This is a genomic window from Streptomyces sp. NPDC002884 (genome assembly GCF_040295245.1).
In the GTDB taxonomy this organism is placed as follows: domain Bacteria; phylum Actinomycetota; class Actinomycetes; order Streptomycetales; family Streptomycetaceae; genus Streptomyces.
The window spans coordinates 1-20,761 of record NZ_JBEOVB010000029.1; the positions used below are offsets into that span (position 1 = coordinate 1).

16 protein-coding genes are annotated in these 20,761 nt (G+C 71.4%); 8 read left to right on the forward strand and 8 right to left on the reverse strand.

Annotation, left to right across the window (positions count from 1 at the left end; all coding sequences use genetic code 11):
- Nucleotides 1–554: 554 nt before the first annotated feature.
- Together ABT070_RS35940 and ptsP are read left to right on the forward strand one after the other, a co-directional pair.
- Nucleotides 555–1,004, forward strand: a complete 450-nt coding sequence (locus ABT070_RS35940; RefSeq protein WP_351767032.1) for a PTS sugar transporter subunit IIA — start codon at nt 555–557, stop codon at nt 1,002–1,004.
- Nucleotides 1,005–1,082: 78 nt separating this feature from the next.
- On the forward strand, nt 1,083–2,753 hold the full coding sequence (gene ptsP, locus ABT070_RS35945; RefSeq protein ID WP_351767034.1) for a phosphoenolpyruvate--protein phosphotransferase: 1,671 nt from the start codon (nt 1,083–1,085) through the stop codon (nt 2,751–2,753).
- Between the two features lie 116 nt (nt 2,754–2,869).
- Here the strand turns inward: ptsP and ABT070_RS35950 are convergent, their stop codons facing one another.
- Both ABT070_RS35950 and ABT070_RS35955 read right to left on the reverse strand, forming a co-directional pair.
- The gene (locus ABT070_RS35950; protein ID WP_351767036.1) at nt 2,870–3,763 is read right to left on the reverse strand and encodes a DUF8829 domain-containing protein; all 894 of its coding nucleotides are present in this window, start codon (nt 3,761–3,763) and stop codon (nt 2,870–2,872) included.
- 93 nt (nt 3,764–3,856) lie between these two features.
- Entirely contained in the window at nt 3,857–5,824 is a 1,968-nt protein-coding gene (locus tag ABT070_RS35955) for an acetoacetate--CoA ligase (protein ID WP_351767037.1), read from the reverse strand.
- A 214-nt stretch (nt 5,825–6,038) separates the two neighbouring features.
- On the opposite strand from ABT070_RS35955, the gene ABT070_RS35960 reads away from it, so the two are divergent.
- Nucleotides 6,039–8,405, forward strand: a complete 2,367-nt coding sequence (locus ABT070_RS35960; RefSeq protein WP_351767039.1) for a TIM-barrel domain-containing protein — start codon at nt 6,039–6,041, stop codon at nt 8,403–8,405.
- A 1-nt stretch (nt 8,406) separates the two neighbouring features.
- Here ABT070_RS35960 and ABT070_RS35965 read toward each other — a convergent pair whose 3' ends face one another.
- Both ABT070_RS35965 and ABT070_RS35970 read right to left on the reverse strand, forming a co-directional pair.
- Complete coding sequence (locus tag ABT070_RS35965) at nt 8,407–8,943, reverse strand: NUDIX domain-containing protein (protein WP_351767040.1); 537 nt, start codon at nt 8,941–8,943, stop codon at nt 8,407–8,409.
- A gap of 47 nt (nt 8,944–8,990) precedes the next feature.
- Nucleotides 8,991–9,800, reverse strand: a complete 810-nt coding sequence (locus tag ABT070_RS35970) for a M15 family metallopeptidase (RefSeq protein WP_351767042.1) — start codon at nt 9,798–9,800, stop codon at nt 8,991–8,993.
- 73 nt (nt 9,801–9,873) lie between these two features.
- Between ABT070_RS35970 and ABT070_RS35975 the strand changes: the two genes are divergently transcribed.
- The 5 genes from ABT070_RS35975 (at nt 9,874) to glpK (ending at nt 16,102) form a co-directional block, all read left to right on the forward strand.
- Nucleotides 9,874–10,317, forward strand: a complete 444-nt coding sequence (locus ABT070_RS35975; RefSeq protein WP_351767044.1) for a Zn-ribbon domain-containing OB-fold protein — start codon at nt 9,874–9,876, stop codon at nt 10,315–10,317.
- Nucleotides 10,317–11,507 (forward strand): lipid-transfer protein, encoded by a 1,191-nt coding sequence (locus ABT070_RS35980; protein ID WP_351767181.1) that lies wholly within the window; start codon nt 10,317–10,319, stop codon nt 11,505–11,507. Before ABT070_RS35975 ends, ABT070_RS35980 begins: the two co-directional genes overlap by 1 nt.
- A gap of 130 nt (nt 11,508–11,637) precedes the next feature.
- Nucleotides 11,638–13,293 carry an EAL domain-containing protein gene (locus ABT070_RS35985; protein ID WP_351767046.1) on the forward strand — a complete coding sequence of 552 codons (1,656 nt, stop codon included), beginning with the start codon at nt 11,638–11,640 and terminating at the stop codon, nt 13,291–13,293.
- Between the two features lie 475 nt (nt 13,294–13,768).
- Nucleotides 13,769–14,518, forward strand: a complete 750-nt coding sequence (locus ABT070_RS35990; protein ID WP_351767047.1) for an MIP/aquaporin family protein — start codon at nt 13,769–13,771, stop codon at nt 14,516–14,518.
- A gap of 63 nt (nt 14,519–14,581) precedes the next feature.
- Nucleotides 14,582–16,102, forward strand: a complete 1,521-nt coding sequence (glpK, locus tag ABT070_RS35995; protein WP_351767049.1) for a glycerol kinase GlpK — start codon at nt 14,582–14,584, stop codon at nt 16,100–16,102.
- Nucleotides 16,103–16,181: 79 nt separating this feature from the next.
- Here the strand turns inward: glpK and ABT070_RS36000 are convergent, their stop codons facing one another.
- The 4 genes from ABT070_RS36000 to ABT070_RS36015 form a co-directional block, all read right to left on the reverse strand.
- Nucleotides 16,182–16,787: a GTP-binding protein gene (locus ABT070_RS36000; protein ID WP_351767051.1), complete on the reverse strand. Its 606-nt coding sequence runs from the start codon at nt 16,785–16,787 to the stop codon at nt 16,182–16,184.
- An 83-nt stretch (nt 16,788–16,870) separates the two neighbouring features.
- Nucleotides 16,871–17,266 (reverse strand): DUF742 domain-containing protein, encoded by a 396-nt coding sequence (locus ABT070_RS36005; RefSeq protein ID WP_171396035.1) that lies wholly within the window; start codon nt 17,264–17,266, stop codon nt 16,871–16,873.
- A 9-nt stretch (nt 17,267–17,275) separates the two neighbouring features.
- Entirely contained in the window at nt 17,276–17,710 is a 435-nt protein-coding gene (locus ABT070_RS36010) for a roadblock/LC7 domain-containing protein (protein WP_351767053.1), read from the reverse strand.
- Nucleotides 17,707–20,547: a nitrate- and nitrite sensing domain-containing protein gene (locus tag ABT070_RS36015; protein WP_351767182.1), complete on the reverse strand. Its 2,841-nt coding sequence runs from the start codon at nt 20,545–20,547 to the stop codon at nt 17,707–17,709. Before ABT070_RS36015 ends, ABT070_RS36010 begins: the two co-directional genes overlap by 4 nt.
- Between the last annotated feature and the right edge of the window lie 214 nt (nt 20,548–20,761).

The window sequence follows — 20,761 nt, forward strand, 5'->3', positions numbered from 1 at the left end:
CGACACCACGAGAGCGGAACAGCCAGGCGGAATAAGCCCGGCCGTTCACAGCGTCCTCGCTGTGTTTTGTTTCAAAGGAACCTCATCCTCGACCAATACTGGCCGGGGACGGGGTATCAACATATCTGGCGTTGATTTTTGGCACGCTGTTGAGTTCTCAAGGAACGGACGCTTCCTTTGTACTCACCCGAGATACTCTCTCAGGCTTTCCTCCGGGCGCTTCCCTTCGTTCTTGCGTTTCCGACTCTATCAGGGTTTTTCCGGCCTCCTGACCACCGTTCCGCAGACATGCGAAAGATGATCCAGAGATAGGATCTGACAAGTTGGGTGCTGCTCGATAAGCGCGCTTGATCGCGCCACTCACCCTCAAGCAGGAGTACGACTGTACACGGGGCCGCGGAGACGCTGCAAATCGACTACGCTAGTGGTCTAGACCACGGATCGGGTGCTCTCGTGCGGAACCGGTACTTCATATGACATACCCTGCTGCACAGTGCGCCGACCTGATCAAGCAGTGACGGCCCATATACATCTCCACCCCTGGGAGGCTTCCCATGACCACCGTGACGTCCCCTCTAGTAGGACGCGCCATCGGACTGGCAGCCGTGCCGGACCCGGTCTTCTCCGGAGCCATGGTCGGCCCGGGCACGGCGATCGACCCGGTGCGTGAGCCCTCCGAGGCCGTCGCACCCGTGGACGGAGTCATCGTCTCCCTTCACCCGCACGCCTTCGTCGTGGTCGACTCCGAGGGACATGGGGTACTCACCCATCTCGGGATCGACACCGTGCAGCTCAATGGCGAGGGCTTCGAGCTTCTGGTGAACAAGGGCGACACCGTGACGCGCGGGCAGAGCATCGTGCGCTGGAACCCGGCCGCGGTCGAGGAGGCCGGCAAGTCCCCGGTGTGCCCGGTCGTCGCGCTGGAGGCCACGGCCGACGCGCTCGGCGAGCTCCGTGAAGACGGCGACGTCAAAGCCGGCGACGTTCTCTTTTCCTGGCAGTAGTGCTGACGCCGTCATACCGACGGCACGCAGGACAACCACCGCGGCGGCGGGACCCGCCGCACTATCGGAGACGGTGAGATGGAGACAACGCTGCGAGGCGTCGGCGTGAGTCACGGTGTGGCGATCGGCGAGGTTCGGCACATGGGAACGGCGGTGCTCGAACCGCCCGCCAAGCAGATCCCGGCGGAGGAGGCGGAGCGCGAACAGGGGCGCGCCCGCAAGGCCGTGGAAGCTGTGGCAGCCGATCTGATGGCGCGCGGCAATCTGGCGGGGGGCGAAGCACAGGCGGTGCTCGAGGCGCAGGCCATGATGGCCCAGGACCCCGAGCTGATGGTCGACGTGGACCGGCGCATCGCCGTCGGCAGCACGGCCGAGCGTGCCGTGTACGACGCTTTCGCCGCCTACCGGGAGCTGCTCGCCGGAGCCGGCGAGTACCTCGCCGGTCGTGTGGCCGACCTGGACGATGTGCGGAATCGTATCGTCGCCCGTCTGCTGGGCGTCCCGATGCCGGGTGTCCCGGACAGTGACGAGCCCTACGTGCTGGTGGCCCGGGACCTGGCGCCCGCCGACACCGCGCTGCTGGATCCGACGCTCGTGCTCGGTTTCGTGACCGAGGAGGGCGGGCCGACGAGCCACAGCGCCATCCTCGCGCGTGCGCTCGGCGTGCCGGCCGTCGTGGCCCTGCCGGGTGCCGGTGAGATCGCCGAGGGAACGGTGATCGCCGTCGACGGCAGCACCGGCGACGTCTTCGTGAACCCGAGCGAGGAGAAGAAGGCCCAGCTCGAGGCCGCGGCGGCCGAGCGCAGGGCGGCGCTGTCCGCCTCGACCGGCCCGGGCGCCACCGCCGACGGCCACAAGGTGCCGCTGCTGGCGAACGTCGGGGGGCCCTCCGACGTGCCGGCCGCGCTGGAGGCCGGTGCGGAGGGTGTCGGACTCTTCCGTACCGAGTTCCTCTTCCTCGACGACAGCAAGAGCGCGCCGTCCGAGGAGAAGCAGGTCGAGGCCTATCGGAAGGTGCTCGAGGCGTTCCCCGAGGGACGAGTCGTCGTGCGCGTGCTGGACGCGGGCGCCGACAAGCCGTTGGACTTCCTCACTCCGGCCGACGAGCCCAACCCGGCTCTGGGCGTGCGGGGACTTCGGAGCCTGCTGGACCACCCCGACGTCCTGCGGACCCAGCTGACTGCGCTGGCGAAGGCCGCCGAGGGGCTGCCCGTCCACCTCGAGGTCATGGCGCCGATGGTGGCGGACCGCGCCGACGCGAAGGCGTTCGCCGACGCCTGCCGCGAGGCGGGGCTGCGGGCGAAGTTCGGTGCGATGGTGGAGATCCCGTCGGCCGCTCTGCGGGCTCGGTCGATCCTGCAGGAGGTGGAGTTCCTTTCGCTGGGGACGAACGACCTCGCGCAGTACACGTTCGCCGCCGACCGGCAGGTGGGTGCGGTGTCCCGGCTGCAGGATCCGTGGCAGCCCGCGCTGCTCGACCTCGTGGCCCTGTCCGCCGAGGCGGCACGGGCCGAGGGCAAGAGCTGCGGTGTCTGTGGTGAGGCCGCCTCCGATCCGCTGCTCGCGTGTGTGCTGACGGGTCTGGGAGTCACCTCTCTCTCCATGGGAGCGGCGTCGATTCCTTACGTGCGGACCGCGCTGGCGAAGTACACGCTGGCGCAGTGCGAGCGTGCGGCTGCTGCCGCGCGTGCGGCGGACAGTGCCGACGAGGCGCGCAACGCGGCGCAGGCCGTGCTCTCCGGCGAGTAGCCGGTTCCGGCCGGCGACCGGTCGGTGAGCAGGGGCGCTCCGCCTTCGGGTGGAGCGCCCCTGCTGTGTCTGAGCGTCTTCTTGCGTCTTCTTGCGTCCTCTTTCGTCTCGTTCGGTCAGTGGCGGTGGTCGGGTGTCTTCCCTTGCCGGCCGAGGTCCGGTGGGAAGCAGTAGTCCACGTTGGACTCGGGTGAGATGAGCTCGCCGGACTCCACGTCGGTGCAGTAGGCGTCGAAGACCTCGCCGGCGGTCAGGGGTTCGAGGCCGTCGCCGCGCAGCCGCCACCCGTAGATCCGGTCGGAGGTGCCGTGGGCCGTGGTGCGCACGACCAGGCCGCCCGGGCTCCGGGTGGCGAGGCCGAGGGCGAGGACGGTGGTGAACTCGAGTGATTCGGCCTCGTCGAGTCGGGTGGCGCCGTCGGCCTCCTCGTCCGCGTGGAGGACCGCGACCAGTGTTTCGGGAGTGCCGGTCACGCTGCACACGAGGTGCCGGTCACCGGGTGGCGCTGTGTCGAGGATGCGGGCGACGAGGTCCGACGCGCGGGTGAAGGCGGCGCGGCCGATGTCCTCGCCGCAGGTCGCGCAGGCGCCGAGGCGGGCGAGCAGGGTCGCCGCGTACTCCCAGGTCGCCTGGCGTACGGCTTCGTCGACGAGGGCGGGCAGGAGGTCGGTGAGGGGCTGGCCCTCGTAGGGGACGGTCGGGCCCGTGGTGGCGAGTTCGGCCGTGAAGCGGGTGCGGTTGGCGGGGAGGTCGGGGTCGAGTCCCCTGCCGGTGCAGTACTCGGCGTATTCCCGTGGGTCGAAGAGGGCCACGGTGGTGTGGGCGCCCTGCACCGCGCGTGTCTTGAGGAGGTCTTCGACCTGTTGGAGGTAGACGGCGTGATCGTCGAACGTGAAGGTGCGGTAGCGCCGCATGGCACGGAAGTCGTGTTCGTCGGTGAGCAGGCCGATGGTGCCGGCGATTTCACGGCGCAGGACACGTCGCATGGTCCGGCGGTCGGTGTGTGCCATGGTTCCCCCTGTGTGCACAGTCGATCAATGCTCACTCACAGTAACCGGCCGCACTGACAACGGGCCCCGCACCATCGGATCGTCCGCGGCGGCTCAGGACCGCTTGCGGGCGAGGTCCTCGTAGAAGTGCAGGAGTTCGAGGTTGTCGATGGAGCCCGGGTTGACCGCTTTTTCCAGTGCGGTGCCCTGGAGGAGACGTTTGACGGGGACCTCGATGCGCTTGCCGGTGAGGGTGTGCGGGACTCCGGGTACCTCGATGACCTCGTCGGGGACATGGCGCGGCGAGAGCTGTTCGCGGATGGCCTGTTTGATGCGGCCGAGGAGTGCCTCGTCGAGGGCGGCTCCCGGGGCGAGGTGGACGAAGAGGGGCATCCAGTAGCCGCCGTCGGGCTGTTCGACGCCGATGACCAGGGATTCCTTGATCTCGGGAAGCCGTTCGACGACCTCGTAGATGTCGGCGGAGCCCATGCGTACGCCCTGGCGGTTGAGCGTGGAGTCGGAGCGGCCGTGGATGACGACGGAGCCGTGTGAGGTGACGGTGATCCAGTCGCCGTGGCGCCACACGCCGGGGTAGGTGTCGAAGTAGCTGTCGTGGTAGCGGCTGCCGTCGGGGTCGTTCCAGAACCGGACGGGCATGGACGGCATGGGGTTGGTGACGACGAGTTCGCCGACCTCGTCGATCACGGGGTGACCGTCCGCGTCCCAGGACTGCAGGTCGGTGCCGAGGCCGGGCGCCTGGAGTTCGCCGGTGTGGACCGGAAGTGTCGGGACGGCGCCGGCGAAGCAGGAGCACACGTCCGTGCCGCCGCTGACGGAGGCGATCCACAGGTTGTCGCGAACCTCGTCGTGCAGCCAGCGGAAGCCGTCGGGCGGGAGGGGGGATCCCGTGGTGGCGACGCACTGGACCTTGGAGAGGTCGAAGTCGCGGGCCGGGTGCACCTCCGCCTTGCGGCAGGCCATGACGTACGCGGCCGAGGTGCCGTACAGGGTGGCGCCCGTGCGCTCGGCGATCCGCCACTGCGCGCCGGTGTCGGGATAGCCGGGGCTGCCGTCGTAGAGGACGATCGTCGTGCCGGTCAGCAGGCCGGAGACGAGGAAGTTCCACATCATCCAGCCGGTCGAGGTGTACCAGAAGAAACGGTCTTCGGGGCCCAGGTCGCAGTGCAGGCCGAGCTGCTTGAGGTGCTCGACCAGGATGCCGCCCTGCGACTGGACGATCGCCTTGGGCAGACCGGTCGTACCGGAGGAGTAGAGCACCCACAGCGGGTGGTCGAAGGGAACCTGTTCGAAGACGGGTGCCTCGTCCGCGGCCGTCAGCGCCGACCACTCCAGGGCTCCCTCGGGCGGCTCCGTGCCCAGCAGGGGGATGTGGACGACGGCTCGGAGGGTGGGCAGTTCGGCGCGGAGTTCGGCGACGACGTCACGGCGGTCGTGCTCCTTGCCGCCGTAGCGGTAGCCGTCGACCGTGAACAGGACGACGGGTTCGACCTGCTGGAAGCGGTCGAGGACGCTGCGGGCGCCGAAGTCGGGGGCGCAGGAGGTCCAGACACCGCCCACGGCGGCCGTCGCGAGGAGGGCCACGACGGCCTGCGGGATGTTCGGGAGGTAGCCGCTGACCCGGTCACCCGGGCGGACGCCCAGGGCGCGCAGTTCGCCGGCCAGCGAGCCGACCTGGCGGCGCAGCTCGGACCAGGTCACCGAGATCGGTTCGTGGGTCTCGTCGACGTACAGCAGGGCCGGTTCGGCCGGGCGGGTGGCGGCGGCGCGCAGCGCGTGCTCGGCGTAGTTCAGCGTCGCTCCGGGGAACCACTGGGCGCCGGGCATGGAGCGGTCGCCCAGCACGCGCGCGTAGGGCGTCGAGAACCGTACGTCGAACCACTCCGTGACGGCTTTCCAGAACGTCTCCAGCTCGTCCACGGACCAGCGGTGCAGTGCCGGATATCCGCCGTCGGACGGGGCTCCGTGCCGGTCGGCGGCCCAGGCCTGGAACTTCGTGACCTGGGCCTGGGCGATGCGCTGGGGATCGGGCCGCCAGAGCGGCTCGGGGTTCACGGTCGGCATGGGGCGGCTCCCGGGCTGTACGCGTCGTGTGCGTCGCCCGCGCACGAGCTGGGGTGGTGCGCGTGACGCGGCTGACACGGACGATGCCATGTGATCGACTTCTGCACCAGGGTGGGCTCCCCACAGTCCGCCTCGTGAAGATGTGGCCTCACCACGGGTGAACGGCAGTTGAACGACCCGCGCGCGTCGCGCGGTCAGTGACAGGGTGAACAGCATGGACGGTCGTGACCTGGTGCGTTCGATGAAGGCGGTCGGTTCCGCGGGAGCTGCCCAGGGATTGCGGACGGTACGGGCCGCTTGGCGCAGGAACCGTGCCGACGCCGCCGCCCTGCCGGTGCGGGGTCCCGAGCGAGCGCGGGTGCCCGGTCCTGTGCAGGAGGTGGAGCCGGGGCCCGGCGGTGGGACGCTCCGGTTCAGCCGCTCCGAACTGAGGATCCGCGTCGCCGTCAACGGCGCGGTGTTCTGGGGCTGGGACGGTGCCGAGCCCGAGCCGTCGTACGCGCTGGCCGGCCGCTGTCCGGAGCCGGATCCGCGAGCGGTGCTGGAGCCCGACAAGGACGGCGGATGGCGGGTCGTCGCCGAGCGGGTGACGGTCGTGGTGTCACGGCACGGTGCCGTCGATGTGTGCACGCCCGGAGGCGTGATGCTGCGGCGTGAGCTGCCGCCCCGGTGGTGGGAGCCGGAGGAGGGCGGCCAGGCGCGCTGGATGCAGCGTTCCGAGGTGGCGGCGGACGCGCGTTTCTTCGGTCTCGGCGGGCGGGCGTCCGGGCCGCGGCTGCGCGACGGGACGTACCGGCTGTGGAACACGGATCCCGGGCGCGCGTTCGGCCGTGGGGACGATCCGCTCCCCCTCACGATGCCGGTACAGCTGGTCGTGGCCGACGCGGCCACTCACCTGGTGTTCCACGACACCTCCTGGGGCGGAACGGTCACGCTGCGGGAGGGCGAGGAGGGGGCCGGCTCCGGGCACGACCGGTCCGGGACGTGCGAGGTGCGGATGGACGGTGGTCCGTTGCGCTGCTGGGTGGTGGTGGGCACCCCCGCGCGCGTGCTGCTCGCCTGGGTCTCGCTGACCGGGGCGCCCGCGCTGCCGCCCGCGTGGGCGCTCGGTCATCAGCTCGCGGGCCGGGGCCTCAGCAGCGAGGACGAGGTGCGCCGGACCGTAGCGGGCCATCAGGAGCACGGTCTGCCGCTGGATGCCGTCCACCTCGGCATCGACCACTACGACGAGCGCCAGGTGTTCACCGTCGATCAGGAGCGCTTCCCGAAACTGGCGGTGCTCTCCGAGGAGCTGCGACGGGACGGGATCCGCCTGGTGTCGGCCGTCGGCCCGGCGGTCGGGGCCGTGCCGGGCAACGCCGTGTACGACGGCGGGGTGGCCGAGGACGCGTTCGTACGGGACGCGTCGGGTCGGCTCGTCAAGGGGGTCGTCCGGCCCGGGGAGGCCGTTTTCCCGGACTTCACCCACGCGCGCGTGCGGCGGTGGTGGGGAGGTCTCTACGCGGAGCGGATCGCGCAGGGGTTCGCCGGCTTCTGGCACGACATGAACGAACCGACGGTGTTCGCCGCCTTCGGGGAGCCGACGTTGCCCCGGTCGGCCCGGCACGCCCTGGAGGGACGCGGGGGCGACCATCGCGAGGCCCACAACGTGTACGGCCTGTGCATGGCCTCGGCGGCCTACGAGGGGTTGCGGGAGCTCGTCCCGGACCAGCGCCCCTTCGTCGTCTCACGGTCCGGCTGGGCGGGCCTGCAGCGTTACGGCGGCACCTGGTCGGGGGACGTGACCACGGGCTGGCCGGGGCTGCGGGCGTCGCTGTCCCTGGTATTGGGGCTGGGGCTGTGCGGAGTGCCGTATGCGGGTTCCGACGTCGGCGGCTTCGACGGCGGTCCGTCGCCCGAGCTGTATCTGCGCCGGCTCCAGCTGGGCGCGTACCTGCCGCTGTTCCGCACGCGCGCGAGCGTGCGGGCCGGGCACCGGGAGCCGTGGACGTACGGTGCCGAGGTGTTGGAGCACGCGCGCGTGACGCTCGTCGGGCGTCGGCGGCTGCTGCCGTACTTCGTGACGCTGGCGCACCTGGCCCGGCGTACGGGGGCCCCTTATGTGCGTCCGGTGTGGTGGGGGGCGCCCGGCAACCGGGCGTTGCGGGACTGCGAGGACGCCTTCCTGCTGGGTGACTGTCTCCTGGTGGCGCCGGTGCTCGCCCCCGGCGCCGACCGGCGAGCCGTGCAGTTGCCGCGGGGGCGCTGGTACGACACGGCGACGGGGCGGGCGTACCAGGGGCCGGGGCAGGTGCTCGTGGACGCCCCGCTGTCGCGTGTCCCGGTGCTCGCGCGCGCGGGTGCCGTCATACCGGTGCGCGGAGACGACGGCCGGCTGGAGTTGGAGGTGTGGGCGCCGGTGCGGGGGCGCACGGGTGGCGGTGTGGTCGTGCGGGACGCGGGCGACGGCTGGGCGGAGCCGGAGGTCGAGCGGTACGTCGCCCGCTGGGAGGGGTCGCGGGTCGTCGTCGAGCGGGAGGGTGAGGACGGCGTGCACGTGCCGTCCCACCGGGTGCGGGTACGCGGGCTCGACGAGCGGTGAGTCAGATGTAGCGGCCCTCGAAGAACGCCCGTACGGCGAGCGTGTGCAGGGGGAAGGCGAGCTCCTCCGGCCTGTGCAGAAGGTGCCAGCCCTCGGTCTCGTCCGTGGGGGCGGTCGCCGGGAGGCGGTCCGCGGGGCGCTCCGGCAGCAGTCCGAACAGCAGGAGGTGGCCGTCGGGAGAGCTCATGGCGTCGGCGAGCCGCACCTCGCGGGGCGCCGCGTCGATGCCGGTCTCTTCGCCGAGTTCGCGCACGACGGCCTGGCGCCAGTCCTCGCGGTCGTCTATGTAGCCGCCGGGCAGTGCGACGCCCCCGCGCGCGGGGGCGATGGTTCGGGTGATGACGACCAGGGCGGTTCCCTTGGTGTCGTACACGGGCTGGAGCGCCACGGCGACGGGCAGCGGGTTGCGGTAGGCCACGGTGGCGCAGGCCGGACAGGTGCGGGGCCAGCCGGTGACGCCCTCCCGGTAGGGCGCTCCGCAACTCGAACAGTGGGAGTCGCGCGCGGAGTTCGAAGTGGAGTGCAGAGTTTCGGACACGCGGCGGAGCGTATCCGATCTTGGGGAGGGCGTCGTACCGGGGCGGCTCAGTGCGCCCGGGCGAGAGACCTGGCGGAGACGGGGAAGTCGAAGTAGGTGTCGGGGTAGGGCTCGGGCTTGAAGGTGTAGTGCCACCACTCCTCGGCGAGGTTCACGAAGCCGAGGCCTTCCAGGGTGCTTTTGAGGAGCGTCCGGTTGGCGCGCTGCTGCCCTTGGACACGCGGGTCCAGGGTGTGGGCCAAGGTGTCGAAGCAGTCGAATCCGGTGCCCATGTCGACCGAGTTGTCGGGGAAGCGCTGCCGCTGCGGCGCGTAGCACGGCACGAGGGGTTCACCGGGCACGTAGGGCCTGGTCGGGGTGGCGGGGAGCTTCACGATGGTCAGGTCCATGGTCGAGCCGCGGCTGTGTCCGGACTTCTCGGCGATGTAGCCGTCCGCGAACAGACGGGTCTTGTCGACGTTCGGGTAGAACTCCCCTTTGGTTGTCTCGTCGTTCAGGTCCTCGGCCCAGCGGACGAAGTGGTTCACGGCGCGCTGGGGGCGGTAGCAGTCGTACACCTTGAGCGTGTATCCCTGGCCGAGCAGGCTCTTCTGGGCCTTGTGCAGGGCCTCGGCGGCCGGCCGGGTGAGGATGCAGACCGGCTGCCGGTAGCCGTCGACGCGTTCGCCGACGAAGTTGTGCGGGGTGAAGTAGCGCATCTCCTGAAGGATCGTCGGGTCCACGGTTCTCAGGGCGACGAAGTCCGCGGGGGCCACGGGGCCGGTGTCCGCCCGCGCGGTCGTGGAGGCGGCGGTCACGGTCAGCAGGGCGACGAGCGCGGCGACGACACCGCGTACCGCGCCGGAGAGTCGTGTCATGTCTCCTGCCCTGCCCATTTCACCACGCCCGTGACACACTTCTGACGATCCGTCAGACATGCCGGGAGGGACCTTGGCACGCACACGCACACCTGTCGTCACGGGATGGTTCGTCGGGGACGGGGAGGACTTCAGGCTGCTCGGCACGCGCTGCTCGGCCTGCGGGTCGGTCTTCTTCCCGCGCGAGGACACGCACTGCCGCAACCCGGGCTGCCGGGGCGGCGATCTGGAGGAGTTCCCGCTGTCCCGACGGGGGCGTGTGTGGTCGTACACGGACAGCCGGTACCGTCCGCCGTCACCCTATGTGACCGATCCGGAACTTCCGTGGGAGCCGTACGCGTTGATCGCAGTGGAGCTGGAGTCCGAGCGGATCGTGGTGCTCGGACAGGCGGTTCCCGGGGTCACCGTCGCCGATCTGACGGTGGGCATGGAGGTGGAGGTCGTCCCGGGTGTGCTCCACGAGGACCCGGAGACGACCTGGACGACCTGGCGATGGCGGCCGACGGGGGTGGCGTGATGACGGCGGAGGTGGCGGTGCTCGGCGCCGGGATGCATCCGTGGGGCAAGTGGGGGCGCGGCTTCGTCGAGTACGGCGTGAAGGCGGCGCGCGCGGCTCTCGCGGACGCCGGTGTGGACTGGCGGGACGTCGGTTCGATCGTGGGCGCGGACACGGTGCGTGGCGGCTATCCGGGCTATGTGGCCGGGGCGACGTTCGCCAAGGCCCTGGGGTGGCAGGGCGCCCGCGTCGCCAGCGTGTACGCGGCCTGCGCGTCGGGCGCTCAGGCGATCAGCGCGGCCCGGGCCCAGATCCTCGCGGGGCTGGCGGACGTGGTGCTCGTGGTGGGGGCCGACGCCGCCCCCAAGGGCTTCTTCCGGCCGGCGGGCGGGGACCGGCCGGACGACCCGGACTGGCTGCGGTTCCGGGTGCTCGGCGCGACCAACCCGACGTACTTCGGGCTGTACGCGCGCAGGCGCATGGCGGTGCACGGGGACACGCCGGAGGACTTCGCGCAGGTGAAGGTGAAGAACTCCGCGATGGGCGCGCTGAATCCGAACGCGCGCTATCGGAAGCGGGTCAGCGCGCAGGAGGTCGCCGCCTCCGCCGTGGTCGCCGATCCGCTGCGGCTGCTGGACATCTGCGCGACATCGGACGGCGGGGCGGCCCTGGTGCTGTCCAGCATGGAGTTCGCCCGCCGGCACGGGGTGAGGGAGCCGGTACGGATCAGGGCGGTGTCCACGGTGACGCCCCGGTATCCCAGCACGGTGCTGGATCTGCCGGACATCGCGACCGATTCCGCGGTCGGGGCGGAGCCGACCGGTGAACCCTTCCGGGCTTCGATCGCCCGAGCGGCCTATGAGGAGGCGGGCGTCGGACCCGAGGACCTGTCCCTCGCCGAGGTCTACGACCTGTCCACCGCACTGGAGTTGCAGTGGTACGAGGATCTGGGGCTGTGCGGCGACGGCGAGGCCGCCAAGTTGCTGCGGGAGGGCGTCACGGCGCCGGGCGGCCGTATACCGGTGAATCCGAGCGGTGGACTCGCCTCCTTCGGCGAGGCGGTGCCCGCGCAGGCGATCGCGCAGGTCTGCGAGGTCACCTGGCAGTTGCGGGGGCAGGCGGGCGATCGTCAGATCCCGGACGCGCGCGTGGCCGTCACGGCGAACCAGGGCCTGTTCGGGCATGGTTCGGCGGTCGTCGCGGTGCGGTGAGGAGGACCGCCGCGCCTTCGTCGCACCTGTCTCGTCCGGCTCCTCTCACCCTCCGTGTTCACCCGGGAAACCTGTGTGAACGTCTCATGAACTGGGCCTGGGCGCACGCCCGCAGCGCAATCATGCTGCCGTGCACTCCTGGACGGACACTCTCCGCTTCGCCTTCCAGCCGGTGGTCAACCTGACCACCGGAGGGGTCGCGGGGCTGGAGATACTCGCCCGCCCGGAGGCCGGCGACATCTTGGCGCAGGCTCGCCGGGATCCCGAACTCGACGGCCGGCTGGCCGTGGCGGCGGTTCGCGCGGCGGCCCGCAAGGAGACCCTGCTGCCCCTGCATGTGAACGTGTTCGCCGGCACTCTGGCCGATCTCGGTGGGCTCACCGCGCTGCACGACGCCGTGCGCGAGGCGGGGCGGTTGCCGTGGGAAGTCACGCTCGACGTGGTTCCTCCGTTCACGCACGTGCCGCAGCCGGCGCTGCTGGAGGCCGTGGCGGCACTCCGGGAGCAGGGCTTCCGGATCGGCGCGGACGGGGTCGGGGACGGGGACGCGCCGCTGCGGCTCCTCGTCGACCTCGCGCCGGACCTGGTCAAGCTCGACGCCTCGCTCCTGGCCCGGCCCGCGGCGGTGAGGGCGATGCGGACGCTGTGCGACGAGGTGGGGGCGCTGCTGGTCGTCGAGGGCGTCGAGACCGAACTCCAGTGTGCGGCCGCGATGTCGGCCGGGGCGCAGCTGGCCCAGGGCACGCTCTTCGCGCCGCCGAGCCGGTTGCCCGCCGCCGACGTGTACGTGCCGCCGCTGGGACCCGGCGTCCTGCCGGCGCTCCGGTCGGGGCCGTCGGTGCGGGAGTTCGTCCGGCCGGCCGCGCTGCTGCCCGCGACCGCCTCCGCCGGGCAGGTGCGGGCGCTGTTGACGGGCTCGCCGGATGTGTCCGGGGTGCTGCTCGTGGACCGCACGGGGGCGCCCGTCCGGTCGGTGCACCGGTCGCGTTTCCTGCTGTCGATGTCGGGGCGTTACGGCCATGCCCTGTACGCGGACCGTCCCGCGGCCAAGCTCGGTGATCCGCCGCGGACGGTGGGCGTCGACGCGACGGCGTGGGAGGTCCTGGACGTGGTCGCGGTGGGCGACCGGGACCGTACCTCCGACGATGTGGCGGTCCTCGACCGCGGCGGGCGCTGCGTGGGCGTCGTCCGGCTCGCGGACCTCGTACGGGCGTTGGCCGAGAGCCGGGTCGAGGAGGCGGCCGGTCTCAATCCGCTGACGCGGCTGCCCGGTTCGGACACGATCACCGCGGAGGTGGACCGGAGGATCGCCGAGGGGCGGGTGTTCGCGCTGAGCTGGCTGGACATCGACCACTTCAAACAGGTCAACGACGGGGCCGGGTTCGCCGCGGGTGACGAGCTGATCCGGTCGGTGGGCCGGGCGCTCCAGATGACGGCGCCGGGGAACGCGCGCGTGGGCCACATCGGCGGGGACGACTTCCTGGTGCTGGCCGATCCGGAGAGCCTCGAGCCACTGGTCTCCACCGTCCTGGACGTTCCGTGGTCGGCGGGCGGGCACCCGGTCACGCTGTCGCTGGCCACGGTCCTGTGCCGGCCGGGCAGCGTGACCGACCACCGCCAGGCGGCGGCGTGTCTGGCGCCCTTGAAGAAGGCCGCGAAGTCATTGCGAGGGGCGAGTTGGGTCGTCGGGCACGCGGGGCTGGCCGGCTACCGGATCCGGCGAGGGATTCAGCCGATGGCTCCGGCGGGAACGGGGGCGGCGGGGGCCGAGACGGGGGTGGGCTGACCCGACGTCAGCGGCCGGACGGGCGCTGAACCGGGGTGGTCGGTACTGGACGCCGTCCCGCTGCCGGGCCCGGCGATGTCCACCGGTCCTCCCGGGGCCCGGGCCGAGGCCGGGCAGCGGGGAGGGGCGAGCCCCGGCGCCGGGCCGACGATCGCCCGCACCGCACATCGGGTCGCGCGGCCGCCGCCGGCGTCCCCAACCGTTGCCGTCGGCCTCCTTGACGCTCCCTGGGCGCCGGTGAACACTTCCCGGTGTCGGCCGACATCGCCGTACATTCGCGGCGTATCCAGGCACGCGCCATGCGGGCTCCCGAGGGAGGGCGCACTCCCCCGTCGGCGATTCGGCCACGACGGCACGCTCGTCACGGACGCCGGGCGGGGCGCGGGATCCCTGCTCCGGCCGCAGCAGCCACGGGAACAGCACCCTGCACGGAGCACCGGGGCCGATCCGCCCCGGGCCGGGCCCAGGAGCCGCCATGAGCAACGGAGACATATTCGTCGGCGAGGTCATCGGTACCGCGATCCTCATTCTGTTCGGCGCGGGAGTCTGCGCCGCCGTCACCCTCAGACACTCCAAGGCCCGGGCCTCGGGATGGATCGTGATCGCCTTCGGCTGGGGGTTCGGCGTGCTGGCGGGCGCCTACACCGCCGCGCCGCTGTCGGGCGGGCATCTCAATCCGGCCGTGACCCTCGGCATCGCCGTCGACACGGGCGAGTGGGGCGAGGTGTGGGTGTATCTGCTGGGGCAGATGGTGGGCGCGATGCTCGGGGCCGTCCTCGCGTACCTGGTGTACCTCGCGCAGTTCCAGGCGAACGTCCGGAGCGAGGGCACCGCCGACGGCCCGGCCGAGGAACCGACGCCCACCCTGGGCATCTTCTCCACCATCCCCGAGATCCGGAATCCGGTCGCCAATCTGATCACGGAGATCATCGCCACGATCGCCCTGGTCCTGCCGGTTCTCGCCTTCGGACTGACCGAGGGTCTGGGCGAATCCGGAATCACGGTGCTGATCGTCTCCCTGCTCGTCGTCGGCATCGGTCTCTCCCTCGGCGGGCCCACCGGCTATGCCGTCAACCCGGCACGCGACCTCGGTCCCCGCATCGTGCACACCTTCCTGCCCATCCCGAACAAGGGCTCCTCGGACTGGGGTTACGCCTGGATCCCGGTCGCCGGCCCCCTGGTCGGCGGAGCGCTCGCGGGTCTCCTCTACAACGCGGCCTTCTGAGCAGAGGTCCCACCGCCGCCGCAGTCATCCACGCAGCCTTCTGAACCAGCCCAAGGGGTAGCCATGACGGACAACGCCGAGAAGTACGTCGCCGCGATCGACCAGGGCACCACCTCCAGCCGCTGCATCGTCTTCGACCGGAACGGCGCGATCGTCGCCGTCGACCAGCGCGAGCACCGCCAGATCTTCCCCAAGCCCGGCTGGGTGGAGCACGACGCCACGGAGATCTGGTCCAAGGTGCAGGCCGTGGTCGCCGGGGCGATCGCCAAGGCCGGGCTGCGCGCCGACCAGATCAGCGCCCTCGGGATCACCAACCAGCGCGAGACGACGGTGCTGTGGGACCGCGCCACCGGCAAGCCGGTGCACAACGCGATCGTGTGGCAGGACACCCGCACCGCGGCACTCTGCGGCCGGCTGGGGGGATCCGACGGGCAGGACCGTTTCCGTGAGCAGACCGGACTGCCGTTGGCCAGCTACTTCTCCGGGCCCAAGGCGGCCTGGCTGCTCGACAACGTGCCGGGCCTCAGGGCGCGCGCCGAGCGCGGTGAGATCGCCTTCGGCACGATCGACTCCTGGCTCATCTGGAACCTCACCGGCGGCCCCGACGGCGGCGTGCACGTCACCGACGTCACCAACGCCGGGCGCACCCTGCTGATGAACCTGGAGACCCTCCAGTGGGACACGTCCATCCTGTCCGCGATGGACGTGCCCGAGGTCATGCTGCCGGAGATCAAATCCTCCGCCGAGGTGTACGGCACGGCCGTGGGCCAGCTCGGCGGCGTGCCGGTCGCCTCGGCGCTGGGCGACCAGCAGGCCGCGGTGTTCGGCCAGGCCTGCTACGAGGTGGGCACGGCGAAGAACACGTACGGGACGGGCAGCTTCCTGCTGCTCAACACCGGCAACCGGCCGGTGCCGTCGAAGAACGGGCTGTTGACGACGATGGGCTACAAGATCGGCGGTGAGGCGCCCGTCTACTGCCTGGAGGGTTCGATCGCCATAACGGGTGCGCTCGTGCAGTGGTTCCGGGACCAGCTCGGCATCATCCGCACGGCTGACGAGATCGAGAGCCTCGCGGCGAGCGTCGACGACAACGGCGGCGCCTACATCGTGCCCGCCTTCTCCGGGCTGTTCGCGCCGTACTGGCGCTCCGACGCGCGAGGTGTCGTCACCGGCCTCACGCGCTACGTGACGAAGGGGCATCTCGCGCGTGCGGTGCTCGAGGCGACGAGCTGGCAGACGCGCGAGGTCGTGGACGCCATGTTCCAGGACTCCGGGGTACAGATCACGACCCTGAAGGTGGACGGGGGCATGACCAAGAACAACCTGCTCATGCAGCATCAGGCGGACGTGCTCGGCGTGCCCGTGATCCGGCCCCGGGTCTCCGAGACGACCTGCCTGGGTGCGGCGTACGCCGCGGGGCTCGCCGTCGGCGTGTGGAACGACCTGGACGAGCTCAAGGCGCACTGGAGGAAGGACGCCGAGTGGACTCCGGCCATGGACGCGTCGGTGCGCGACCGTGAATACCACAACTGGCGCAAGGCCGTGGAGAAAAGCTTCGGCTGGCTGGAGGACGGCGAGGGCTAGTACGCGCGCGTGCGTCCTCTTGGGCCACGGCCCGTACCCCGGTCGGCGGGGGTACGGGCCGTGCGGCCGTGCGGGTCCTTCAGGTGGTGACCGCCTGGCGTCGTTCGGCCCCGAAGTCCATCGCGTGCTGCACGACGCCGACCAGGACGTCCCGCACCGATCTTCGGTCGCGGGCGTCGCACAGCACCACCGGGATGCCGTCGTCGAGGTCCAGGGCGCCGCGGACGTCCTCCTCCGGGTAACGGGCGGCGCCCTCGAAGCAGTTGACGGCGATGAGGAAGGGGATGGAGCGCCGTTCGAAGTAGTCGACGGCGGCGAAGCAGTCCTCCAGCCGGCGGGTGTCGGCGAGCACGACGGCGCCGAGCGCGCCCTCGGAGAGCTCGTCCCACATGAACCAGAACCGCTCCTGGCCGGGCGTCCCGAAGAGGTAGAGCACCAGGTCCTCGCGCAGGGTGATGCGCCCGAAGTCCATGGCGACGGTGGTGGTGTGCTTGGCCTCGACGCCGGTCGTGTCGTCGACCGGGCGGCCCGCCTCGGTGAGGTACTCCTCGGTACGCAGCGGCTTGATCTCGCTGACCGCCCCGACGAGGGTGGTCTTGCCCACGCCGAAGCCGCCGGCCACCAGGATCTTGAGCGTGACGGGCTCGACCGGGGGCTTGCCGCGCTCAGAACGCCCGAAGATCATCGATCACTTCTCCTGCTCGATGGCTTGACTCGATCCACCCACAACCGCTGACCGGTCACGTCCTCACCTCGCATCCGCGCTGCTCACAGCGCTCGGAGGCCGTTGATCACGTCGCGCAGAATACTCTCGTCCGGCAGTTCGGCCGGTGGCACCGGCCGGTTCACATGGACGAACTCCGCGTCCACGAGGTCGCCGACGAGGACCCGGACCACACCGATGGGCAGATTGAGTTCGGCGGCCAGTTCGGCGACCGACTGCGGTGCTTCCCGGCACAGATCGACGATGTCCACGTGCTCCGGGGACAGCGACGGATCCGTGTCCGCTTCCTCGGCGTGGGGCTCGGCGACGACCAGCGCGATCAGATCGAGACGGTGCTGGACCGCACTGGTGGTGCGGCCCCGCGTCATGGCGTACGGACGGACGACCGGTCCGGCCTCGTCGTCGAACCAGTGACTTCTTCCCTGACCGTCTGTGCTCATGCCATCCCACTACCCGCCCGAGGGCAGATCGGTGCGTGGGGTGGTGCCCAGATGTACGCCGACCCGCTTGACGAGGAGCGTCATCTCGTACGCCACGAGCCCCACGTCCGAGTCCGCGTCCGAGAGGACGGCGAGGCAGCTGCCGTCACCCGCGGCCGTGACGAACAGGAAGGCGTCGTCGAGTTCGACGACGGTCTGGCGGACGCTGCCGGCCTCGAAGTGCCGGCCGACGCCCTTGGCGAGGCTGTGGAATCCGGAGGCGACGGCGGCCAGGTGCTCGCCGTCCTCCCGGGACAGGTCCTTGGACACCCCCGTCGGCAGACCGTCGCCGGAGAGGACGACCGCCTTGCGGATGCTGGCGACACGGTCGACGAGTTCGTCGAGGAGCCAGTTCAGCTCGCCGTTGTCGGTGGTGCTGTGGCCGGTCGCCTTCGGTGCGGTCATCGACCGTCCCCCTTGTTCGTTCCTTGCGGTGCTGCGCCGCTGTGGGCATCGTCGCCCGCGGCGTTCTCCACGCGGCCGCGCTGCCAGCCTCGCTGGAGCGAGGCCATGCGGCTGCGTACTTCGTCGGCGTCCCGGTCCGCGGGGTCGGTTCGGTCCTCGGTGCGCGGGGCCGGGCCCTGCCGCAGTTGTGGGGCGAGGTTCGCCTGCCGTACGCGTCGGGGCAGCGCGGCCGTGCCGGACCCGCCGCCGTCCGTCCCGCCGGACGCGGTGTCCGCGCGCTCGGGCGTGCCGCCGGGTCCGCCGGGCCGGGCCGTGGCCTGCCGCGTGCGCTGCGGGAGGGCGGGCGGCTGGGTCGGCTCCTGCGCTCCGCGGCCGGGGCGCTCGGGCGTGCCGCCGCTGCGGGGGATCTGCGCCGTCATGCCGCGGCGGCGCGAGGGCAGCGGTGCCGGGCCGTCGTTCTCCACCCGGCGGGGGCCGGGCCTGGCCGGGGACTCGCTGTCCGTCTCGGCGCGCCGGGACCGCTGTTCCGGGACCGGGCGACCGTGCGAGCTGACCAGCTTGGGCAGGCGGCGACCTGGCGTCAGCGGCACGGGACCGGACGGGTCGTCGGCGAGGGGCCCATGGGGGTCGCCGGGGCTGTCGGGCAGCTTGTGGTGCTGGTCCACGGCGCCGGCCGCCGGCTCGTCCTCGGTGCGGGTGAGGGAGCGGCGCGGGCGGAACAGACCGCCGTGGTCGTCGTCCTCGTCCAGGGCGGCCGGGAAGTCGCCGAGGGCGTCCAGGCCGACGGGGGCCTCCAGTTCGACCGGGCCGTCGAGCATCGAGGCGGGCACGGGAAGCTGCGTCGAGGCCGGGGAGAGGGCGGTCCTGCGGGGCTCCGCGGGGTCGGCCTCCTTCGGGGGCCGGGGGCGGTCGAGCCGGAAGCCGATGCCGTTGGTGTCGGGGACGTCGTCGGTCAGCAGCGCGTCGGGGATGAAGACGATGGCCGTCGTCCCCCCGTACGGCGAGGGCTGCAGGGAGACGCGGACGTTCTGCCGCTGGGCGAGCCGGCTGACCACGAACAGCCCGAGGCGGTCGGTGTCGGACAGCTCGAACTCCGGCGTCTCGGCGAGCCGGAGGTTGGCCTCCAGGAGGGCCTCGGGTGCCATGCCGAGGCCGCGGTCGTGGATCTCGAGGGTGAAGCCGTTGGCGACCCGGTCGCCGTACACCTGGACCGCGGTGTGCGGCGGGGAGAACACCGTGGCGTTCTCCAGGAGTTCGGCCACCAGGTGGGTGAGGTCGGCGACGGCCGGACCGGTCGCGGCGAGGCGCGGCAGCCGGCGGACCTCGATGCGTTCGTAGTCCTCGACCTCGGCGACCGCGGCGCGCACGATGTCCATGAGCTGCACGGGCCTGCGCCACTGCCGGGACGGGGCGGCGCCCGAGAGGATCACCAGGCCCTCGGCGTGCCGGCGCATGCGGGTGGTGAGGTGGTCGAGGCGGAAGAGGTCGGCGAGTTCCTCGGTGTCCTCGGTGCGGCGCTCCATGGTGTCGAGCAGGGTCAGCTGCTTGTGCAGCAGGACCTGGCTGCGGCGGGCGAGGTTGACGAAGACCTCGGAGACACCGGACCGCAGTTCGGCCTGTTTGACGGCGGCTTCGACGGCGGCCCGCTGGAGGGTGTTGAGGGCCTGGCCGACCTCGCCCATCTCGTTCTTGTCGTACTCCAGCCGCGGGACCTCGGTCTCCACGTCGACCTGTTCGCCCGCGGACAGGCGGCGCATCACGCTGGGCAGCCGCACGCCGGACGCCTCGTGGGCCTCCAGCCGGAGCTGGCGCAGGTCGCGGATGAGTCCGCGGCCGATCCGTACGGACAGGACGAGGGAGACCAGCAGGGCGACCAGTCCGAAGACGCCGGCGACGACCGCCTTGACGATGACCTCGATCGCGACCGGGCGGACACGGTCCTGGTAGCGGTCGTTGGCCTGCTCGTCCAGGGTGCCGAGCTCGTCGAGGACGTTTCCGGCCGCGGTGTCCCAGTTCTTGGCGCTGACTCCCCGGGGCATGTCACCGGGCGCGGTGCCGACGACGGCCTGTTCGGCGGTGCGCAGCGGGGCGGTGGTGGCGTTCTTCCAGAAGCTCTCGTAGCGCTCGCGCTCCGCCGTGGGCAGCTGGGCGAGGCTGACTTCGTAGATCACCTCCCGCTGGGCCTCGAGGTCGGAGACGTCGCGGATCTCCTCGTGGCCGAGCCGGCCCACGACCAGGGCGGAGCCGAGCAGGGCGTCCTCCTGGGAGAGGAGCTCTCGGGCTCGGGCGACGCTGACGAGCGCGCGGTACTGCTTGTCCATCTCCACGCTGTCGACGACGTCCAGCTTGGCCAGCAGGGCGTAGCAGGGGTCGATCAGCTGGGTGTAGAGGGCGAGGGCCTGCGCCCGGGTGACGGTGCCCTCCTCGACGCTGCGGCGCAGCGAGTCGACGCCGTCGAAGGCGTCGAGCACCGCGGTCAGGCCTTCCCCGTCGTCCTGGTCCAGGACGTCGCGCACATCGGGGTCCTGGGCGTTCCCGCGGATCTCGGCGAGTGCCCCGTCGGTGGCGGTCCGGGTGCGGCGCAGCGCGGACAGCGCGTCGGAGGCCCGGGGGTCGGCGAGGTAGACGAGGGTCTGGCGGCGTTCCTGCTGAACGACGCGGACGGTGTCCTCGATCGGATAGCCGACCTTCTCGACGAGGGACGACACCGTGAACAGGCGGCTCGCCTCGCGTCCCGTGAGTACCGTGGCGAAGCCCCAGACGGCGGTCAGGGACACCAGCGGCACGAGAAGCAGCGCCACGATCTTCCGGCGGATCGACTTCCCGCGAAAGCGCATGGCCTCCCCCAGCTCGAACCCCCACCGGCAGGGGGTACGCATGTGCGTCAACAAACGGCGCGAGCCTACTACCGACGCACAGTGAACTCGAAGAGCTGTCCGGAAGCTGAACTTCCGCCCCGGGGGCGAGACATGGCGTGTTGTCCGGTAATTACGGGAGATTGTCTCCCTGGATCCGATCCTTCGGACCCGGCCGGATCCGGTCGGCCGTGCA

Coding starts and splice junctions, on each gene's coding strand:
- ABT070_RS35940 (WP_351767032.1), top strand. CDS start 555: ATGACCACCGTGACGTCCCCTCTAGTAGGACGCGCCATCGGACTGGCA.
- ptsP (WP_351767034.1), top strand. CDS start 1,083: ATGGAGACAACGCTGCGAGGCGTCGGCGTGAGTCACGGTGTGGCGATC.
- ABT070_RS35950 (WP_351767036.1), bottom strand. CDS start 3,763: ATGGCACACACCGACCGCCGGACCATGCGACGTGTCCTGCGCCGTGAA.
- ABT070_RS35955 (WP_351767037.1), bottom strand. CDS start 5,824: ATGCCGACCGTGAACCCCGAGCCGCTCTGGCGGCCCGATCCCCAGCGC.
- ABT070_RS35960 (WP_351767039.1), top strand. CDS start 6,039: ATGGACGGTCGTGACCTGGTGCGTTCGATGAAGGCGGTCGGTTCCGCG.
- ABT070_RS35970 (WP_351767042.1), bottom strand. CDS start 9,800: ATGACACGACTCTCCGGCGCGGTACGCGGTGTCGTCGCCGCGCTCGTC.
- ABT070_RS35980 (WP_351767181.1), top strand. CDS start 10,317: ATGACGGCGGAGGTGGCGGTGCTCGGCGCCGGGATGCATCCGTGGGGC.
- ABT070_RS35990 (WP_351767047.1), top strand. CDS start 13,769: ATGAGCAACGGAGACATATTCGTCGGCGAGGTCATCGGTACCGCGATC.
- glpK (WP_351767049.1), top strand. CDS start 14,582: ATGACGGACAACGCCGAGAAGTACGTCGCCGCGATCGACCAGGGCACC.
- ABT070_RS36000 (WP_351767051.1), bottom strand. CDS start 16,787: ATGATCTTCGGGCGTTCTGAGCGCGGCAAGCCCCCGGTCGAGCCCGTC.
- ABT070_RS36005 (WP_171396035.1), bottom strand. CDS start 17,266: ATGAGCACAGACGGTCAGGGAAGAAGTCACTGGTTCGACGACGAGGCC.
- ABT070_RS36010 (WP_351767053.1), bottom strand. CDS start 17,710: ATGACCGCACCGAAGGCGACCGGCCACAGCACCACCGACAACGGCGAG.
- ABT070_RS36015 (WP_351767182.1), bottom strand. CDS start 20,547: ATGCGCTTTCGCGGGAAGTCGATCCGCCGGAAGATCGTGGCGCTGCTT.